This window comes from Coleofasciculus sp., from assembly GCF_046565525.1.
In the GTDB taxonomy this organism is placed as follows: Bacteria; Cyanobacteriota; Cyanobacteriia; order Cyanobacteriales; family Coleofasciculaceae; genus Coleofasciculus.
On sequence record NZ_JBKHUP010000041.1, the window covers coordinates 1 to 18,853 of the forward strand.

An 18,853-nucleotide genomic window follows, 5' to 3' on the forward strand; every position below is an offset into this window, starting at 1 on the left:
ATCAGTTATCAGTTATCAGTTATCAGTTATCAGTTATCAGTTATCAGTTATCAGTTATCAGTTATCAGTTATCAGGATCAGGGGGAGATGGGGGAGAGAAGAATTTTTTCAATGAACAATCAACAATCAACAATCAACAATGAACTATAACAAAGATCCCCAACTCATTGTGATTGGTGGGGCGACGGCGACAGGAAAGTCGGGGCTGGCGTTAGAATTAGCGCAGCGATTAAATACCGTAATATTAAGCGCGGATTCCCGTCAAGTTTACCGGGAGTTTGATATTGGCACGGCTAAGCCTTCAGTAGCCGAACGACAGATAGTCCCCCATTACTTGATTGATATCTGCGCTCCTACTGAAACATTAACAGTAGCCGACTATCAGGAACAAGCCCAGGAGTTGATTGCTTCTCTCCCTTCGCCCCTATTACTGGTGGGGGGTACGGGTTTGTATATTAAAGCGATAGTCCGGGGATTAAAGATTCCCCGAGTTGCACCCAATGAAGACTTGCGATCGCAGCTTTGTTCTCTGGGTCAAACTCAATGCTATGAGTTCTTGCAACAAGTCGATCCCAGGGCGGCTGAGAAAATTCATCCCCATGATCAAGTGAGAACATTACGGGCATTAGAGGTATTTTACATCACTGGATGCCCCATATCCGAGCAGCAAGGCGAAAATCCGCCGCCCTATCCCATTCTTCAAATCGGTTTGCAATGTCAAGACGCTGACGCTCTCACCCGCCGTATTGCCAAGCGCACTGAAATGATGGTGACAGCCGGATTAGTAGAAGAGGTGAAAACATTGGCGCAGAAATACGGCTGGGATTTGCCACTTTTGGATACATTAGGATATCGGGAAATGAAACAATATTTGATGGGTGAGATGTCTTTATCCGAGGCAAAAGCGTTAACTGTTGTGCATACGCGACAATTTGCCAAGCGTCAGGGAACTTGGTTTCGAGCGTATCCAGACATTGAAGGGTTTGATGCGGATAGTCCAGATTTAGTTGAGAAGGTTTGGCGGCTTGTGCAGGAGTTTCTCTACAATGTATCAATTAACTTAAGCTAGGTTCAATGGCACTAAAATAAGCATTTTTGGATCAAGAAAATCTTGATATACCGTAGGGTGGGCATTGCCCACCAGCATACCAGTCAGCGCCATTCAAGCTAGGTTTGTAGTTGCGCTGTCTTCGCCATCAGCGTTTGCATCACTTATTACTAGTGGTGTGGCACAGCTAAAATTGTGGAATAGGTTGTAGGTTGAATTGACCCATGTTACTAGAGCGGAATCTAGGGCTAAAGCCCTTACTACAAGCCGACGCGATCGCTAAAATTATTTAGTATCAATTGATACAAACTTGAGTCAAAATCGGCAAGAGATGCAAAAATCGAATCCTTTGATGATCATTACGGAAAAACAGCCTACCCATACCTCTAACTTTCCCCTAAACTGTGATAGTGTTATCGCCCGATAAGGAATGATTGTCTGATGAGAAAGTTATTAAAAGGCGTCCATAACTTCCAAACCCACTACTTCACGAGCCACCGAGAACTCTTTGAACGCCTTTGTGAGGGACAACACCCCAGAATTCTGTTCATTACCTGTTCAGACTCCCGAATTGATCCAAATCTGATTACTCAAACTGAACCGGGAGAACTGTTTATTATTCGCAATGTGGGTAACATTATTCCACCTTATGGTGCCACGGCGGGTGGAGAAGGAGCGGCGATTGAATATGCGGTTGAAGCGTTAGGAGTTAAGCATATCATTGTTTGCGGTCACTCTCACTGTGGTGCGATGAAGGGACTCCTACAACTGGGAAATCTAACCGAGAAAATGCCTTTGGTACATGATTGGTTAAAATACGCGGAATCGACACGCCGGATTATTCAGGAAAACTATCAAGATTCTGAAGGGGAAGACATATTGAATGCGACGATTGAAGAGAACGTTTTAACGCAGATTGAAAATCTGAAAACCTATCCCTCGATTCATGCCAAACTGTACCAGGGTCTGATTAATATTCATGCCTGGGTCTATAAAATTGAAACGGGTGGCGTTTATGTTTATAGCGCGGAACGATGCAATATCCAAGCTGAACATGAGGAGGAGGAGAGTCAAGAATCCGAAAACTCCTATCTATCGCCTTTGCTTCAAACTAACCGCTTCTAAAACGGCGCAGGGCGAGAATTGTTACGGTTCAGAGAGTTGGTCAAAACAAGGCTTGACTAATGAAGCAAGATATGAATAGTTGAAAAAAAGCCTTGATTCCCTGAAAATAGTATTTTATCAATCCCTTTTTAACGTTTGACTCAGGACAAGAGCGGGTTTTGTGGATAGGTTATCGGTTGCGGGTAAACTAAACAGCAAAACTCGCCCCTACCGTATAACCTTTGACGTTTAACTTTCTCCTAGCGGTACTCGTGAAATCTACATATATGACCCAAGCTAAGCCCAAACGGAACTGGAAACCCATTATCAAGGAATTTGAGGCAGTTATTGGTAAAAACGGTGTGGTTCGCCGCAAGGAGGAATTACTCACCTACGAATGTGATGGATTACCCAGTTATCGCCAACGTCCGGCGCTGGTGGTACTTCCCCGCACCACTGAACAAGTTGCTGCTGCTGTTAAACTGTGCGATCGCTATAATATCCCTTGGGTGGCGCGAGGTGCAGGCACAGGTTTATCAGGTGGTGCTTTACCGGTGGAAGATTGCGTCTTAATCGTCACCGCCTTAATGAAGCGTATCCTGGATATTGACCTAGATAATCAACGAATTGTGGTTCAACCTGGAGTCATCAACAACTGGGTTACCCAAGCCGTAAGTGGTGCCGGATTCTATTATGCCCCAGACCCCTCCAGTCAAATTATTTGCTCGATTGGCGGTAATGTTGCCGAAAACTCTGGCGGGGTTCATTGTCTCAAATATGGTGTGACCACAAACCATGTTTTGGGGTTAAAACTGGTGATTCCTGATGGGTCAATTGTGGATGTTGGTGGCACCATTCCGGAAATGCCAGGATATGATTTAACCGGCGTATTTGTTGGTTCCGAAGGCACCCTGGGAATTGCTACAGAAATTACACTGCGAATTCTCAAAACCCCAGAATCCATCTGTGTAGTTCTAGCAGATTTTACCAGTATAGAAGCCGCAGGTGCCGCCGTTGCCGATATTATTGGTGCGGGGATTATTCCAGGGGGAATGGAAATGATGGATAATCTCAGCATTAATGCGGTAGAAGATGTAGTCGCGACAGGGTGTTATCCCAGAGATGCGGGAGCAATTTTATTGGTGGAACTGGATGGGTTAGAGGTAGAAGTAAGCACCAACAAAAAGCGGGTGACTCAACTCTGTCAACAGAATGGGGCGCGAACCATTACCACAGCCAGTGACCCAGAAACGCGGTTGAAACTATGGAAAGGACGCAAAGCCGCCTTTGCAGCGGCGGGACATCTGAGTCCCAATTATTTTGTCCAAGATGGAGTGATTCCTCGGACGCAGTTAGCGCAGGTACTTAAAGAAGTTGAAGCATTAAGTGAAAAGTATGGCTATCGGATTGCCAATGTTTTTCATGCTGGGGATGGCAATTTGCATCCTCTGATTCTTTACGATGAATCGATTCCCGGTGCATTTGAGCAGGTAGAAGAATTAGGGGGAGAAATCCTGCGACTTTGTGTAAATGCTGGTGGGAGTATTTCTGGGGAACATGGGATTGGTGCAGATAAGAACTGCTTTATGCCCGATATGTTTAGTGAGGCGGATTTGGAGACTATGAAATGGATTAATCAGGTGTTTAATCCCAAAGGCTTGGCAAATCCGGGAAAGGTATTTCCTACCCCTCGCACCTGTGGGGAAGCCGCCAATGCTCAAAAGTCAGCTCAGTTTAAGGATGTGGAACGGTTTTAAGGTTTGTAGTAAGTTTGTAGTAAGCGCTTTAGCGCTATAAACGCTCGCATCTTACCACAAACCTCTAAGAGGTACATTTTGTTTGTTCCATGGGGAAACCAGATGTTGCGGGAGCTTTTTTTGCACGGGATGGGGTGGGAGAGGGGAGTGAGTTTAAGTAGAAGGGTACGCTCCTCGTATTCTGGTGGGCAGTGCCCACCCTACAGTATATCAGGGGTTTCGGCAAGCCCAAAATGCACGTTTTTCAGTGCCATTGAGTTTAAAGTAGAAGTAGGTTGGGCTGTTGCGATCGCGAAACCCAACTGGTTAATCTTAGAGTTGGGTTACTCTACCCTTCGGGAACGCCAAAGCTGAACGAGAAAGCGGGAGCCTACGTTCCAAGAATCTAACTGACAAAGATGACATGCTCCCGTAAGGTTAAGAAGGGCGGGTTTAGTTACGCTAAGGGTTGTCTTCAAAACGTGATCAGTAAAACCCGCCCCTACACCCCAATAACTCCGCCCCCACTCCTTTGATATGAGCCAACCAGAATTCGCCAACAGTATCTTTCCGAGTTCCTATTCCCTATTTCCGGTTAACTCTTTTCAGAGATGGTGTTGGCAATTTTGCTTAGGTTTTCTATGGGTTTTTGTACCCAGTTGGGGTGACTCCTATTGCCAAACTTTAGACACAATTCCAACCCCAATTCCAGAAATAAACCTAACTGCTCAATCTGAAACCCCATCAAACTCAGCCGCCCAGGAATTGGAGTTAAATCCAGAGATTATTGAGAATAGTCCCGTATTACAACGCTGGTTAAAAGACGTACCCAATGTTTTAGAGGAAATACGCCATGACCCCAGTTTTCGCACCCGCTTCCGGTTAGGCTATTCCCAGTTTCCCTCAACCGGACAAGCTGGGGGATTAAATATCGGTGTGGAAGATATATTTATCAATCGTAGCGGTTTCACTGTCAGTGGGGATTATCACACCTCATTTAATGGCGATCGCGAAGCTTATGGTGTAGACTTGCGGTACTATTTGCGTCCTTTGGGAAGTTATCTGAATGTGGCTCCCCTGGTAGGTTATCGCTATCTGGAGTCGAATAATTACACCACAGATGGCGTAAATATTGGTGTAAAATTGCAGTTAGTTTTATCTCGCACAGGTGCGGCTGATATATCTTTAACCCAAAGTTTTGTCTCCCCAGGGAGTGATGATGAAGTCGGTTTAACCACCTTGTCGGTTGGGTATGCGGTTACCCCAGACTTACGCTTATCCACCGATATTCAGAAGCAAAACTCGACAGAAGAAAAAGATAGTCGAGTCGGGATTGTTCTGGAGTGGATGCCTTGATTTTCCAGCGTTAATATAACCATGTTGTAGAGACGTTGCATGCAACCTCTCTACCAAATGATACCAAAACCGGGTTAGCTACCCCTGTTATAAACCAGTCCGCGCAGGCGGACTTTGTTTGTGTAGCAGCGATTTCAATCGCCTCCTCTTGCTTATAACTTTAAACTGACTATCTCTCCATCAACCAATTTTCCAAATCTTTTAGACTATCAAACTCTAAAAAATCTTCTCCTAAACTTTCCAAATCTTCAATAGATAAATCTTGAATTTGAATGCTTGTTTCCACAGAGATTTCTCCAAAACGCTTTTTAAGTAGTCGCAGGATTAATCGCGATTCTCCTTTTTGTTCACCTTTTTGTTCTGCATAAATTATCCGCCCTTTCTCATCTTGTAACATCATCCCCCGCCTATCTACTATATCTAATTCTTCCACTGTCATATTGGCTTGGTTAGCCAGGTTTAAGGCAAATTTTATTTCCGATACTTCACCTAAACTCTCAGGGATATCCTCCAACATCGCAGCTTCTCGCAGAAAATAAATCCACTTATCTGTCAAACTGTTTAACTCTGAGAGAGTTTTCTTAAATTTAGGTAATTCGAGAAAGATTAGCTGTAATTCCTGATTGAGAATCTCAAACTTTTTCTCTCTCTCCTGAAACACAAATTTATTAATGACATCCTCTGTTTGTTGAAAGAGGATAAAATCTGTAATAGTAACTGCCATAGCTGGATTAAGCCGGGGATAATCTTCTCCTTTGACTAGCTGATTGGCATAAGCTTTTGCCAAGTTATAAGCCACCCTTTTGTTGAAAGCAGCCATTGATGCGATTTGCATTTCTATTACCACAATAGAGCCATCAACTAAAACGGCTTTAACATCTAAATAGGTGTCTTTTAAGCTGAGTGTCTGACCGGGATTATAGGGGTTGACGATGGTTAAGTCTTTAATGACTTGATCTCCATCATAAACAATAGCATTCAGAAAGCTGATTAATATCTCTTTGCTTTGTTCGGAACCAAATATTTTCTTAAAAGCATAATCTATTTTTGGGCTGATAAATCTCATACTTTACTCCTTTATTTATCAATATTTATTTAATATATTTTATGCTGTACCTGACATAGTTTCATACCTGCCCTCATTACTCAAACGGCTCAATCAACGCTGCTACCGTAGTATCCGATACCTGATCAATCTCTAAAATGCGTGAGGCTTCTTGGTACAGATGCCCAATGGAACGACGGTAGGCTGGGTCATAGTGGTGACTGAGCAATTCTCCAACTAATGTATGCCATTGTTCGGTATTAATTAAACGATACCAGTGCTGAATTTTTTGCCCACCGTAGCGAAATTTCAAGAACCCTAGCTTGCGTTTCAATACGTCAGGATGGGTGATGAAGTGGGGATATTCTTGCAGCAGCCGTTCGATTCTAAGCGTTTGAGGGAGTTGAATTTCAATACAGTTCGCCTGCTTCATTTGTTGCCAAAGGGAGGGGGGCAAATAACGCTGTCCAATTTTATTGCTTTCGGCTTCAACCCAAATCGGCTGACTGGGGTCAAAGCGTTGTAATTCCAACAGCAGTAAGGATTCAAACTGTTTTTGCGCCGGTTGAGGTGTCGGTTGATTTTGCCACTGTTGACCCAATAGGGAACCCCGATGATTTGCCAAGCCTTCTAAATCAAGGACTTGGACGCCGCGTTGAGCTAACTGGTGTAAGATATAGGTTTTTCCGCTACCGGTCAAACCGGATAACACCTGAAACGTCAACTGGGGCGGTAACGTTTCGAGTTGTTGGCGCACATAAGCGCGGTAGGTTTTATAGCCGCCCTCGATAACAGTCACTCGCCAGCCAATTTGATTTAAGACGCCAGCCAGACTATGAGAACGTTGACCGCCACGCCAGCAGTACACCAGAGGATGATAGTTTTTTTCTTTAGAGGCAAAGTGAGACTCAAGATGTTGAGCTATGTTGCGAGCAACGAGGGCGGCGCCCAGTTTTCGGGCTGGGAAAGGGGAGACTTGTTTGTAAAGGGTTCCGACTTTCGCCCGTTGTTCATCATTGAGGATGGGTAGGTTGATGGCGTTTGGCAGATGATCCTCAGCAAACTCACTGGGACTGCGAACATCAATAATTTCAGTATAGGTTTCTCTCCAGGGTGCTTGAGTGTATGTGAGCGATCGCGCCATGCTGATTTATCTAGAGTTGTGGATAAAGTCCCGATTGCCAATCTTTTCTAGTGTATCTGAAGCCTCAGGCGGGAGATTGACAGCCAGGGACTGGGAGCTTGCTCCACAGCATTCGCTATCGTGAATGAAAATGATCATAAGGGTGAGGGTGGGGCGTGTCCTACTTAATTTACGATCCCGATACTCCTAATAAAAAAGTTTATCAATTGAAGCTTGGTGTCAATACCATCGGGCGTGAGGACGATAATACTATCGTTATACTCCATGGGTATCTCTCCCGTCACCACGCCGAAATTATCCTTACCCCCGACAGTGCTACACTCAAGGATCTACAAAGTCTCAATGGCACGTTTGTTAACGAGTGTAAAATTGAGGAATGCCAACTGAAGGATGGAGATTTAATTCGCTTTGGTAGTGTGTTTTTCAAATTTGTGAAAACCATTCCCTCCCCTCGACAAAAATCCTTCAATGACGATACCTCGAATCTCTCGATTCTCAGACAAGTCGCACCTGAGCAAACTCGGATCACGATGCGAGATTTACTGCAACCGGATCAAGCTAAACACTCGGTTCTAAAACTACGAAACCAAGATGTCCAGCAGCGATCGGTTAGTAAATTGCAAATTTTGCTAGAGGTGAGCAAACAACTTTCCTCTCCCGAAAAACCCGACCGACTGATGCAAAAAATTCTGGATCTGTTATTTGAGATCATGCAGGTTGATCGGGCAACTATTTTGATGGTTGATGAAAAAACTGGTCAACTTGAACAGAAAGCGGTTAAATTGCAATTCGAGAGTCCAGAAAATACTCAGTTTTACAGTAAATATATTACTAATTTTGTTCGCACTCAAGGCAATGCTATTTTAACAGATGATGCCCGAATTGATACCTTGTTTAATGATTCGGTTTCGATTCTCAAACAAGGAATTCACGCGGCGATGTGTGTTCCTCTCAAACCGCGAGATAGCGTTATTGGCGTCTTGTATGTGGATAATTTATCCCTGACGGATATCTATTCCGATGAAGATTTGGAGTTCTTAACCTGTCTGGCAAATCAAGCCGCGATCGCGATCGAAAATTCCCGCCTCTATACCCAGATGCAGGCGGAGGCGGTGATGCGGGATAAACTGGAACGGTTCTTTCCGCGAACGGTGAGTCGTAAGCTGCGGGAGGAAGGCAATTTAGAAATCGTTGATACGGAAGTTACGGCTTTGTTTGCTGATATTAGTAACTTTACCAAAATGTCGTCCCAAATGGAACCCCGGCAAATTATTGAAATGCTCAATGAGTATTTTCAGGTGATGGTTGAGGAGATTGTTTTCCCTTATGAAGGAACATTAGAAAAATATATTGGTGATGCATTGCTAGCCGTTTGGGGCGCTCCCTATCGCAAACCCAATGATGTAGATTTAGCTGTAAGAGCCGCTATTGATATGCAATGGGCAGTTCGCCGTTTAAATCAAGTGTGGGTTCAACGCAAAAGACGACCCATTCAAATTCACATCGGGTTAAATACAGGGAAAGTTGCGGCGGGAAATATCGGTTCAGCTAAACTGATTCAGTATGCTACGATTGGTGATACCACTAATGTGACAAGTCGTATTTGTAATTTAGCCAAACCTAATGAAATTTTAATCGCTCAAAGTACTTTAGATCAACTCAATGATCGAACAATTCCTGTGGAGAAAATGCCCCCAATGCGGGTAAAAGGAAAATCTCAACCCTTAGACCTGTATCGGGTGCTGTGGTATAAGATCCCTAGAGAAGATGGAATGGGAATTCATCCCAATTCTCCTTGATGTTGCGCTATATCCGACTCCCTCTAGGGATAGCCAGGAGAGTGTATCAGAGTTCTGTCTATTTCAAAAAGTAAGCGATGAAACAGGGGATCATATTCTTCTAAAAAAATATGACTTATAGGTCTTGACAAAATAAAAATGTTAAATGGCTTTACATTTTAACCCCAACCTATTGCCTCAACATCTGTATCTTAGGGACTAGATCTTTCAAAGTTGAGTTGCTATAGTATGAACGTAGCGAATGTTCAAACTTTGAAAAATAAGGTTTTAGACTATGAATGCACAGAATTCCAATGGTTCAGGCTATATTGTGGTCAAGACGGCAATGGGTGATCAAATCAAAGTGGTCAAAATGAATACGGAAAAATATCCCCAATTGGCGTCTCAATATGATATTAAATCTTTGCCTACTTCAATTTTATTTATAGAGGGTGAACAAGCGAGTCGGATCAAGGGAGTTATGCAAACTCCTAAACTGATTGAATATTTAAGAAAGTTTCTCTAACCTCTGAAATTGATTAAAGTTGTCTTTCAGAATAAATGGAGCTAAATAATAAGTTGAGAATTATTGTCAAAATCCTTAAAATCGGCGGGATAATTATAGTTTTCATAGTAAGCGGTTTTGGGCTAATGATTATTTTAGGATTGATTTTACCTGCTGTTCTAGAATATAAGAGAAATCTTGCCTTTAATTATAATCAAGAAGGGGAAAGTTTTTATCAAAAAAGACAGTACGATAAAGCAATTGAAATTTACAGTAAAGCCATTAAAGTTTATCCCAATTTAGCGCTGTCTTATTACAATCGCGGAAATTGCTTTTTTGCTCTAAAAAATTATCAAGAAGTCCTGCAAAATTATGATGATGCACTGAAAGTTAATCCGGGCTACACGCAAGTTTATAATAATCGAGGTAATACTTACTATCTCTTAGAGAGTTATGAGGAAGCGATTGCCGATTATACTCAAGCGATTCAACTGGATACTAACTATGAGCGGGCTTACTATAATCGAGGCAATGCCCACTATAAGTTAAACCAGTATCAACAGGCTCTGGCGGATTTTAAGCGGGCAATTGAAATTAATCCTGACTATGCCGAAAGTTATAATAATCTAGGAAATACCTATATCGCCTTAAGTCAATATAAGAAAGCCCTTGAAAGCTACGATAAGGCAATTGAGATAAATCCTAGCTATGCTCAAGCCTATAATAATCGAGGTAATGGATATTACTATTTAAATGATTTTGTTAAAGCGATTGGCAGTTATGCTAAAGCCATTGCTGTGGATAATCAGAATCATGAAGCCTATAATAATAGAGGCAATGCCTACTATGGGCTGCAAAAGTATAAAGAGGCGATCAAGAATTATGACCAAGTGTTGACGATTTGCCCTAACCATATTGAAGCGTATTATAATCGGGGGCTGGCTCAGACTAAACTGAGACAAAAACAAGAAGCGATCGCGGATTTGCAAAAAGCGGTTCAATTAGCGCAGCAGCAAGGAAATCAGCATTTGCTAGAGGTGATTAAAGACGCGATTGGAAAACTCCAAATGAATCAAGAGATTCCCAATGTTTTACCCAGTCAAAGCTAAACAGTGTTGAGTCTAAAGACGTGCTAGAGGGCGGGTTTAACTATTAACAGCCCCCAGATGTGACTAAACCCGCCCCGACTAAGTTTAAAGTTTGAATGTTTCAAGACGGTATTCACACAATTAGGATTAAAAAATGAGTTCAAAAATTCCAGCGATTGATTTAGTCATCGTCTCAAGACGCGATCGCGGGATTTGCGCCAATCTTAGAAGCGGTTATCTGCAATAGTCGCACCTTCAAAACTTTAGGCGTGAACTTGACACCAGGAACCGTTTATGTTCAGGATTATCAATCACATCAACTCAGCAGTCTCTATACCTTAGACTTAGTTACAGGTAACGCCAGACTAATCGGTGCGATCGCAACCTCAGTCGCCGATCTTGCCTTTATCGATTCCCAACTCTATGGACTCGATCAAACTGATGACGGTCAAACCACATTATTGCTCAATATTAACCCAACCACTGGGGAAGCCACCGTGATTGGCGATGTTGGCTTTGCGGTTACACGGTTAGCCTATAACCGCCAGAAATTACTTGCTACCTGTGATCTCGATACAGGTGAAATAAATACTATTGGATACGGACTACTTGAGCAATCTCAAGCAATGGCAGAAAAACTATATTGACCTAGAACCGGGAACCTATCAAATTAAAATTCGCGAAGGAAATGCCAAATATTGGTCGGGGGAACAAAAGTTTAAATTAGAACCCTGGGCAATTATTCAGGTCAAAGGTGGAAAATTTGTGACTGAACTCACAGGTGTTCAGGTCGAAGAAAGCTGGCTGTCTCTGAATGGTTATAAAGACTTTATTGCCCTTGAAGTTGAAGAAAATACAACGGTTACCAACTTTATGGGTGATCCAACAGATTGAAAAATTTGCCACTGTGGTTGTACTATTTCTCTTTAGCCGATGGCGCTAAAGCGCCGGCTACGAACAGCGCCATCTCACAAGCTAATGCTGCCGATTTGACATCCTCACCGCCCTACAAGGAAGGTGATTCCCTACCAGTCGAACAGCGTTAACTGCACGTACTCTCGGTGGGTTGACGGCTCACCACACACTGCCTCAACTGAGGTCTTACACGCGCTCCCCATCCGTTTATAGTCGTGGGTATGCCCTACCCCGACTTTTAATTTAAGTCCTGCTTGCTCGATATTGACTGAGGCATTATCATCCCGGTCATGTTCTACGCCGCAGTTGACACAGACAATCGTTCTAACCGATAGGTCGAGTTTGCCCCAGCGATACCCACACTCAGAACAAATCTGACTGGTGGGTTCCCATCGGTTGATAACCCGAAAGTCCCGGTTGAGCTTGGTAGCTTTACCCTCACACAATGACCGGAACTCATACCATCCAGCTTGGCTGATTGCCCGTGCCAGCCTACGGTTTTTGATCATGCCGCTAATGTTCAAGTCTTCCAAGGCAATCACTTGGTTCTCGTTGACTACCTTGGTTGACAGCTTATGCAGAAAATCCTTACGTTTGTCGCGTATCTGGGCGTTGAGTTTGGCAACCCGTTGCCGCATCCGTTCACGCCGTTGGCTCCCCCGTTCGCGTTTGGCTAGTCGCCGTTGGCAACGCTTCAGCTTACGGTAAAGGCGGGAATAGTCTGGGCTATGGTGTTTCTCTCCGTTGCTGCACGATGCAAATGCTTTTAACCCAAGGTCTATCCCGATGGATGGGTACTTGGCGGGTTTAATTTCCGGTTCCACTTCAACTACAAAGCTGAGGAAGTACCGACCCGCGCAATCCTTAATCACCGTAACCGAGCTTGGTTCAGACGGCAGAGGGCGTGACCACTTGGTTTTAACTTCCCCGATTTTGGCTAAATAGACCTTAGCAGCTTTGACCTTAAACCCACCCCTAGTAAACCGCGCTGTCTGACGATTAACTCGCCGCTTAAACCGTGGTGGGTTTACCTTTTTTCCTTTGCGCTTACCGGAACGGGATTGAAAGAAGTTTTTGAAGGCTACCCCCAAATCAGCAACCGATTGTTGCAGGGGAATAGCCGACACCTGTCCCAGCCACGCCCTGTCTTCAGTTTTCTTAGCCTGGGTGATGCATAGCTTCTGGAGTTCACTATTTTTGGGTAGCTTATCCGACTGCTTACACAACGCTAGGGCATCATTCCAGACTACCCGTACACACCCAAACAGTCGCGCCAATGACTGACACTGACCAGGAGTGGGATAGATTCGGAACTGGTATCGGCTTTTCATGCTAATATGATAGCATATTGCAGCCAATATTAAGCCATGAAGCATTTATCGATTAGATGTTCTGACGCGGAATTTGAACGACTGAGGCGGTATTGCGCCCAGACAGAAAGAACGCAAAATGATGTGCTAAGAGAGTTTATTCGGAACTTGGAAACTACCGATAAAAAGTCGCCCTAAAAGGGCGAGGCTTTAGACCCTATTTTCCGGTAACAATTCATACCTACTTTGGCACCTCTGGGAGTAAACATCGAGACAGTATTGCCACAGAATACACGTCGCGATCGCGTGCGGGAAGAAGGGTTACTCGCGAAATATGGGGTAATCTATTCTCCGGGGAGTGCGGGAACGATTCAGTTATCGCCGTAGGGGTTTGGTAACCAAACCCCTACTCCGCGCCATAATAGTCTAACACGGCTAATTGCTGAAATTGGAGACTAGAATGCTGGATGCCTTACCAGGACTCCTGGATTTCGATACCCTGAAAACATTAATTTTACTCGGACTTGCCGGGATTTTCGCGATCGCGGGCGGTTCGTTTGCCTTTCGCTGGCTGGGTTCAGCCTTTGAGGGGTTCAAGGATCTCTATCCCAAGGTGATTCAACCGGAAAAAGAATTACTCGGTCTAGCCCTGAGTCTAACCTTAACCGATATTATTTTTCTCGCCTATGCCAAACGGGAGTTTATCAAGTTGATTGAACTCCCCATCAGTCTCGCCTTAGCGATTACCGCGACTTTGTTAGGCTCTCGGTTATTCAAGCGATTTTTTGATGCCTATCTTTTAAATGCCACCCTGCAAAGTGGACGAAAGGTGAATAGTGAACTCTTACTCCTTTCCAAACTGATTGTCAATTTAGTGGTTATTGTCATCATTATCATTATATTTGCTCAAACCCATCAAATCAATATTTTGGGCTTGTTCGCAAGTTTGGGAATTGGCGGATTTGCTGTGGCTTTTGCGGCACAAAAAACCCTGGAACAGTTACTCGGTGGTATTGTGATTTATATCGACCGTCCCTTTGTCGTCGATGATTATATTGGTCTACCCGATGGCACTTTTGGCAGAGTCGAATCCATTGGACTGCGGTCTACCAAAATTCGTACCTCTGGTAAAGGAACATTAATGGTGATTCCCAATAGTTCCCTGACTCAGGTCAGTATCGAAAACTTCACGGGCGCTAAGAAGGTGATTTCGATTATCTCATTAATTTTCTATCGTCCGGTACCCGACCAAGAAAAATCGCTGATCCGCCAAGTTATATTAGAAAGCACAATTGATATCTTTGGGATTGACTCTCGCAGTACAGACGTCACATTTAAAGATATCATCCAAGATGGATCTCCGGCAATGACTCAAGCCCAAATTAACTTTTTTATCTTGGGTTCCGGTGAGTTTTCTATGGAATTGCGGCGTCAACTCCTTGATATTGCTAAACAAAATATCGCTAAGCAACTTAAAGAATATGGGATTGCCTTTGACATTGAAGAACAAACCATTAATGTGGATTCACCGATTACAATCTAGTACCGTTACCTGGGAAGTCAAAAGCTTGCCCTCAAAGGTCGTGCCGGGTCAAAAGTTATACTGTAGGGGCGGGTGCGGGCTACTCAGGGGAACTTGTAAGTGAGCATTTAGCTCCCGTAGTAAAATACAGACGTGACCTGTCGTGTCTGTATAGGAATTCCGACTTCCCAAATAGCAGTACTAGCCGATGAATTTAACTGATATAGCCAACAGAATTCGTGATGTTTATCAATTTATTTACTCCTTAAATTTGCCTAACTATGTTCTTTTCTTAATATTTGCTCTCCTTTCTATTTTGGCGGGTCGATATACTCCGATTCTGGTTAGCTGGATTATCCACAGATTTTCAATTAAGCAGGGAAAGGAAATTTATGATAATTTGATTGACCCACTCCAAAAAGCTTTCAAGTTTGCTGGAACCTTAATCCTACTCTCATTCTCACTGGCTTGGCTGAGGGAGTATCCAGGGTTGTATAACTTCATGCTTCCATTTATGGATTTAGCCGTAACCGTGAGTGTGGCTTGGTTAGCCTCTCGCTTATTTCGCCAATTTGTGCGAGTGTATGGGATAGGATTAGTGCGGAAACTCGGACGGGAAGTTGATGAATTGCTTCTTGTGTTTGAGACTCTAGCTAATGTAATTATTGGGTTTATTGCTGTGGTCGCATTTGCTCAAAGCCAGGAAGTCAATTTAGTCGGCTTACTCGCCAGTTTTGGGATTGGCGGTATTGCGATCGCGTTTGCGGCACAAAAGACATTGGAACAGCTTTTGGGTACGATTGTCCTTTATTTAGACCGTCCGTTTATTCCGGGAGAATATATTCGTTTACCTAATGAGGTGTTTGGTCGCGTTGAATCGATTGGCTTGCGGTCTACAAAAATTCGCACAGCGGCTAAAAGCACACTTTTGATTGTTCCTAACTCAACGATGGCAAATTGGGAAATCGAAAATGTCACCCGAGGGAAGAAAGTTATGGTGTTACTCTATTTGGATTTTGCTCAACTTTTGGAAGAACGAGAAAAAGCTTTAGTTCAGCAAATTATTACCGAAAGTACGAACGCTTTATTTGGTATCGATCCAGGAAGTACAAATATTACTTTAATTCCCTCCTTGGAAGAAGAAACTACCCGGGCTCGAGTAACGTTTTTTATTCTCGGATCTAGTGAAAATTCAATTCAATTACGTAAACGCCTATTGGAACTAGCTAATGAAAAAATTTCCAAAAAATTATTGGCTTATGGAATTAACTTTAAGATGAATGAACCGACGATTTATGTAGATTCGCCAATTACTATCTGATCTGAATTATGATGAATTATGTATGAAAAACTTAAATTACCCCTTCTTTAAGCTGTAATGCATTTAAATTGGGTATGAGTAGCGAGCAAGATGCTCGCACTACAAGGATTGCGCCATTATTGATATTAAGGTTTAAATGCCGAACAGCTTAACATAAGACTAATGACATAAGACCAATCAATGAGGACGATGGAACTCGATCGCGATCGCGAGTGTCAGTTAGGATGAGTATAGACTCCCTACTCCCCTTGCTGTAACTGTAGATTCTCTAGCCTGTATGTCTGGAAATTCCTTGCAAACTCGCCCCCAACATTCATCATTAGAGGTAAAATCTGAACCCATTTGTCCTCCCCCCAATCGCAACCGCTATATCAGACCCAGTTTCCGGCGCCGCTTACAATACTATTACTGGCGCTTAATTCGTCTCTCTGGACCCCCAGAAGTGATCGCACGCGGCTTAGCCTGTGGTGTGTTTGCGGGACTGTTTCCCTTATTTGGGCTACAAACCATTTTAGGTATATGTCTAGCCCTTATCTTTCGCGGAAATAAAATTATCGCGGCGGCTGGTACTTGGGTGAGTAATCCATTGACGTATGTGCCGATTTATGCATTTAACTTCCATGTCGGTCAATGGCTACTCCAGCAAAATGGCTTAACCGATATTAGCCTAGGATCTTGGCAGGAGTTCAAAGAATTAGGATCTGAGATTATCGGACCGTTATTTGTCGGCTGCTTTACAGTGGGAATGGTTGGTGCGATTTGTAGTTATTTCCTAGGATTGATACTGGTGCGGCGGGTTCGCGCCTCTTATCGATCAAATCGCCAACGTCATCGCTAAAAACCGTCAGAGGCGAAACCTTGTAAGAGAAAAACTAGGAATGCCAAATCGTGAGGTACGGAAGCCTACACCGAATCAAAGATTACGGTGTAGGAGGATATTACGATGCTTTAGGGACTAAAAATCCCAGTAAATTTTGCAGAAATGAATAACTGACGGTTTCCCGATAGGAGTCTTGACGTAACCCTGATGATGGAGACTCAACAGTTGGGGTAAAGTTATCCTCTACCTCTAGAAAAATCTCTTCGGCTAAACCAATCGCAATTAAGCGAAAAGCAATCTGCTGTACCGTTTTCAGGGGAAGTTGTAGGTATTGGGCGATCGATTGGAGAGACACCATGCAATCAGTATAAGTCCAAACTTGCCACTCTAGGTCATTTAACGGATAATCAGGTTTAACATTCACCACACTGGCTAAAGCCGTATCCGGATCAGGTAACTGATCAGCCAAAGCATCCCAACTCGGCAAATTTCTGAGTCCGATTAATGTGGCTAGTGTCGCCGATATACTCAAGCCTGTCATTTCTATTGTCGGTAGCGGCACATTATGGTCAAACCTAAAATGACCTGATTTGAGTTTAAATGCATCATAAATCGGCTGGAGAACTTGAGCTTGGAATAGCCACTTGAGTTGCTGGTTGGTTAAAATCCCCTGTTTTTTAAGATAAGAACCCAAAGGTTGATGCTGGGGACATAACCGACTCAGTTTAGCAAAGAGACTGGATGGACAGGTATCCTTTAGCCAGCGCCGTTGGGCAATCAAAGAGACTAAACCTTGATCATCTAACAAATTTGCCATCCCGACAAGGTTTCCCCGATACACCCAAATATAATACGCTTTATTTGAGGACGTTTGCTCCGTATCGTCAGGATGCAAAGTTAGCAAACCGCTTTGATGTCCGGTTTCAAGTAACCAAAAAACTTGCGGTAGAGAAAAATCAGCAAGAGAACCTGTGATGCACATGATAATTTAAAGGTATTTTAAGGATTGAGTTTAAACTCTTTAAAAGAGCGAATTTTCTTGTCTGTACATAACTTTCGATTTCGTTGAGCGTTTATTGGTAGCTTGGCAAACATCCACCCCCTAATATTTTTTACCTAGGAACAGCTACAGTTGAGCGAATCTGATCTAACAATTCTTGGAAATTGAACGGTTTGAAAAAATAAGCATTAGCCTTGGCTTCATTAGTCGAGATGGTCGGTAAATCTGGTTCTAAACCTGTCATTAGGAATATAGGCAGACGATAGCCGTACCAACGCAATTTTTTACACAGACTTATCCCATCAAGTTGGGGAAGTTCGATATCAGAAAGTATCAAGTCGTAGTCGGTTCCTATTGCCCTTTCCCAAGCCACTTTGCCATTTGTAACCACATCAACGACATAGCCTTCAAACGTGAGACATTCAAATAAGGCTTCGGCAAAATCTAGGTTATCTTCGACGACAAGGATTTTCATAATATCTAAATCCATTTTCTAAATCAGGGTTAATGATTCCGGAAACTCTACCATACAAGTTACTCTTTATGAGACCAACTTATATCTGTTAGTTTTACAAGAGAAATTCCTAACGTTCCGGTTAAATCCTTGAATTCTTATACGCCTGTTCAGCACTGTGATCGATTCAGCTACGACGCATTACAATCACTCAAATAAGCAGCGATTTTTGGTTAATAGCTTTAGCCAAGAATGCGGATCAATACCAGCGACCTCTCTTCCAGCTCATCCTCATTAAACTGAGGAATAAATTTTATGGCGTTTAATAACCTACCCATCTATACTTATTATGATGCCAGATTTAACCTCTACCAACAATATATAAATTTGACATCAGCTTTGTGTTGATGAAAGGGGAAGCTTTATCTAATCTTTAATTGCTATCCCCAAAAATTTACAGACTCTTTAAATAAGAGGGTTGACAAACTAAACGGAATGTTGGATTCTGACAAATATGTTCAATTTTATAGATTTGTCAATATATAAAATTGATAACTTAGTTAGTGAATATCAACTGCCAAGCCTCGGTGTTTTTAGGTTGATGCACATAAACTTGTAATTGTCAATAGATTAAAGTGATAACTTTAGGGAGTCAACTTCGTCTAATTTAGTGAACTTTTATGAATTGACAAGGCGTGACATACCCT

Annotated in this window: 19 protein-coding genes; 14 read left to right on the top strand and 5 right to left on the bottom strand. The window is 43.0% G+C overall.

Annotation, left to right across the window (positions count from 1 at the left end; genetic code table 11):
• Window positions 1–139: 139 nt before the first annotated feature.
• The 4 genes from miaA to ACLGGO_RS16015 all read left to right on the top strand — a co-directional run bounded on the left by miaA (window position 140) and on the right by ACLGGO_RS16015 (window position 5,244).
• Window positions 140–1,069, top strand: coding sequence for a tRNA (adenosine(37)-N6)-dimethylallyltransferase MiaA (gene miaA / locus ACLGGO_RS16000; RefSeq protein WP_446420038.1), 930 nt, complete (start codon window positions 140–142; stop codon window positions 1,067–1,069).
• Window positions 1,070–1,489: 420 nt separating this feature from the next.
• Complete coding sequence (locus ACLGGO_RS16005) at window positions 1,490–2,173, top strand: carbonic anhydrase (protein WP_446420039.1); 684 nt, start codon at window positions 1,490–1,492, stop codon at window positions 2,171–2,173.
• A 266-nt stretch (window positions 2,174–2,439) separates the two neighbouring features.
• The gene (gene glcD / locus ACLGGO_RS16010; RefSeq protein WP_446420040.1) at window positions 2,440–3,909 is read left to right on the top strand and encodes a glycolate oxidase subunit GlcD; all 1,470 of its coding nucleotides are present in this window, start codon (window positions 2,440–2,442) and stop codon (window positions 3,907–3,909) included.
• 516 nt (window positions 3,910–4,425) lie between these two features.
• Window positions 4,426–5,244 (top strand): hypothetical protein, encoded by an 819-nt coding sequence (locus ACLGGO_RS16015; RefSeq protein WP_446420041.1) that lies wholly within the window; start codon window positions 4,426–4,428, stop codon window positions 5,242–5,244.
• A 169-nt stretch (window positions 5,245–5,413) separates the two neighbouring features.
• Here ACLGGO_RS16015 and ACLGGO_RS16020 read toward each other — a convergent pair whose 3' ends face one another.
• Together ACLGGO_RS16020 and mnmH are read right to left on the bottom strand one after the other, a co-directional pair.
• On the bottom strand, window positions 5,414–6,310 hold the full coding sequence (locus tag ACLGGO_RS16020; RefSeq protein ID WP_446420042.1) for an Rpn family recombination-promoting nuclease/putative transposase: 897 nt from the start codon (window positions 6,308–6,310) through the stop codon (window positions 5,414–5,416).
• 76 nt (window positions 6,311–6,386) lie between these two features.
• The gene (mnmH, locus tag ACLGGO_RS16025) at window positions 6,387–7,433 is read right to left on the bottom strand and encodes a tRNA 2-selenouridine(34) synthase MnmH (protein WP_446420043.1); all 1,047 of its coding nucleotides are present in this window, start codon (window positions 7,431–7,433) and stop codon (window positions 6,387–6,389) included.
• Window positions 7,434–7,588: 155 nt separating this feature from the next.
• On the opposite strand from mnmH, the gene ACLGGO_RS16030 reads away from it, so the two are divergent.
• The 6 genes from ACLGGO_RS16030 to ACLGGO_RS16055 all read left to right on the top strand — a co-directional run bounded on the left by ACLGGO_RS16030 (window position 7,589) and on the right by ACLGGO_RS16055 (window position 11,850).
• A complete protein-coding gene (locus tag ACLGGO_RS16030; RefSeq protein ID WP_446420044.1) occupies window positions 7,589–9,232 on the top strand; it encodes an adenylate/guanylate cyclase domain-containing protein in 1,644 nt (547 codons plus the stop codon).
• A 274-nt stretch (window positions 9,233–9,506) separates the two neighbouring features.
• Window positions 9,507–9,737, top strand: coding sequence for a thioredoxin family protein (locus tag ACLGGO_RS16035; protein ID WP_446420045.1), 231 nt, complete (start codon window positions 9,507–9,509; stop codon window positions 9,735–9,737).
• Window positions 9,738–9,862: 125 nt separating this feature from the next.
• A complete protein-coding gene (locus ACLGGO_RS16040; RefSeq protein WP_446420046.1) occupies window positions 9,863–10,825 on the top strand; it encodes a tetratricopeptide repeat protein in 963 nt (320 codons plus the stop codon).
• Window positions 10,826–11,073: 248 nt separating this feature from the next.
• Window positions 11,074–11,451 (top strand): hypothetical protein, encoded by a 378-nt coding sequence (locus tag ACLGGO_RS16045; protein WP_446420047.1) that lies wholly within the window; start codon window positions 11,074–11,076, stop codon window positions 11,449–11,451.
• Window positions 11,414–11,698 (top strand): hypothetical protein, encoded by a 285-nt coding sequence (locus ACLGGO_RS16050; RefSeq protein ID WP_446420048.1) that lies wholly within the window; start codon window positions 11,414–11,416, stop codon window positions 11,696–11,698. The genes ACLGGO_RS16045 and ACLGGO_RS16050 overlap by 38 nt, the downstream gene beginning before the upstream one ends.
• Window positions 11,695–11,850, top strand: coding sequence for a hypothetical protein (locus ACLGGO_RS16055; RefSeq protein ID WP_446337441.1), 156 nt, complete (start codon window positions 11,695–11,697; stop codon window positions 11,848–11,850). Before ACLGGO_RS16050 ends, ACLGGO_RS16055 begins: the two co-directional genes overlap by 4 nt.
• Here ACLGGO_RS16055 and ACLGGO_RS16060 read toward each other — a convergent pair.
• Window positions 11,830–13,050, bottom strand: a complete 1,221-nt coding sequence (locus ACLGGO_RS16060; RefSeq protein ID WP_446420049.1) for an RNA-guided endonuclease InsQ/TnpB family protein — start codon at window positions 13,048–13,050, stop codon at window positions 11,830–11,832. The two genes, ACLGGO_RS16055 and ACLGGO_RS16060, sit on opposite strands and share 21 nt — an antisense overlap.
• A gap of 36 nt (window positions 13,051–13,086) precedes the next feature.
• On the opposite strand from ACLGGO_RS16060, the gene ACLGGO_RS16065 reads away from it, so the two are divergent.
• From ACLGGO_RS16065 to ACLGGO_RS16080, 4 genes are all read left to right on the top strand, one after another.
• A complete protein-coding gene (locus ACLGGO_RS16065; RefSeq protein WP_446420050.1) occupies window positions 13,087–13,227 on the top strand; it encodes a ribbon-helix-helix protein, CopG family in 141 nt (46 codons plus the stop codon).
• A gap of 262 nt (window positions 13,228–13,489) precedes the next feature.
• Window positions 13,490–14,572: a mechanosensitive ion channel family protein gene (locus ACLGGO_RS16070; protein ID WP_446420051.1), complete on the top strand. Its 1,083-nt coding sequence runs from the start codon at window positions 13,490–13,492 to the stop codon at window positions 14,570–14,572.
• A gap of 187 nt (window positions 14,573–14,759) precedes the next feature.
• On the top strand, window positions 14,760–15,872 hold the full coding sequence (locus ACLGGO_RS16075) for a mechanosensitive ion channel family protein (protein ID WP_446420052.1): 1,113 nt from the start codon (window positions 14,760–14,762) through the stop codon (window positions 15,870–15,872).
• A gap of 277 nt (window positions 15,873–16,149) precedes the next feature.
• Window positions 16,150–16,710 (top strand): DUF2062 domain-containing protein, encoded by a 561-nt coding sequence (locus tag ACLGGO_RS16080; protein WP_446336652.1) that lies wholly within the window; start codon window positions 16,150–16,152, stop codon window positions 16,708–16,710.
• A gap of 100 nt (window positions 16,711–16,810) precedes the next feature.
• Here the strand turns inward: ACLGGO_RS16080 and ACLGGO_RS16085 are convergent, their stop codons facing one another.
• Window positions 16,811–17,674: a DUF4388 domain-containing protein gene (locus ACLGGO_RS16085; RefSeq protein ID WP_446420053.1), complete on the bottom strand. Its 864-nt coding sequence runs from the start codon at window positions 17,672–17,674 to the stop codon at window positions 16,811–16,813.
• Window positions 17,675–17,804: 130 nt separating this feature from the next.
• Window positions 17,805–18,182, bottom strand: a complete 378-nt coding sequence (locus ACLGGO_RS16090; RefSeq protein ID WP_446420054.1) for a response regulator transcription factor — start codon at window positions 18,180–18,182, stop codon at window positions 17,805–17,807.
• Window positions 18,183–18,853 lie beyond the last annotated feature (671 nt).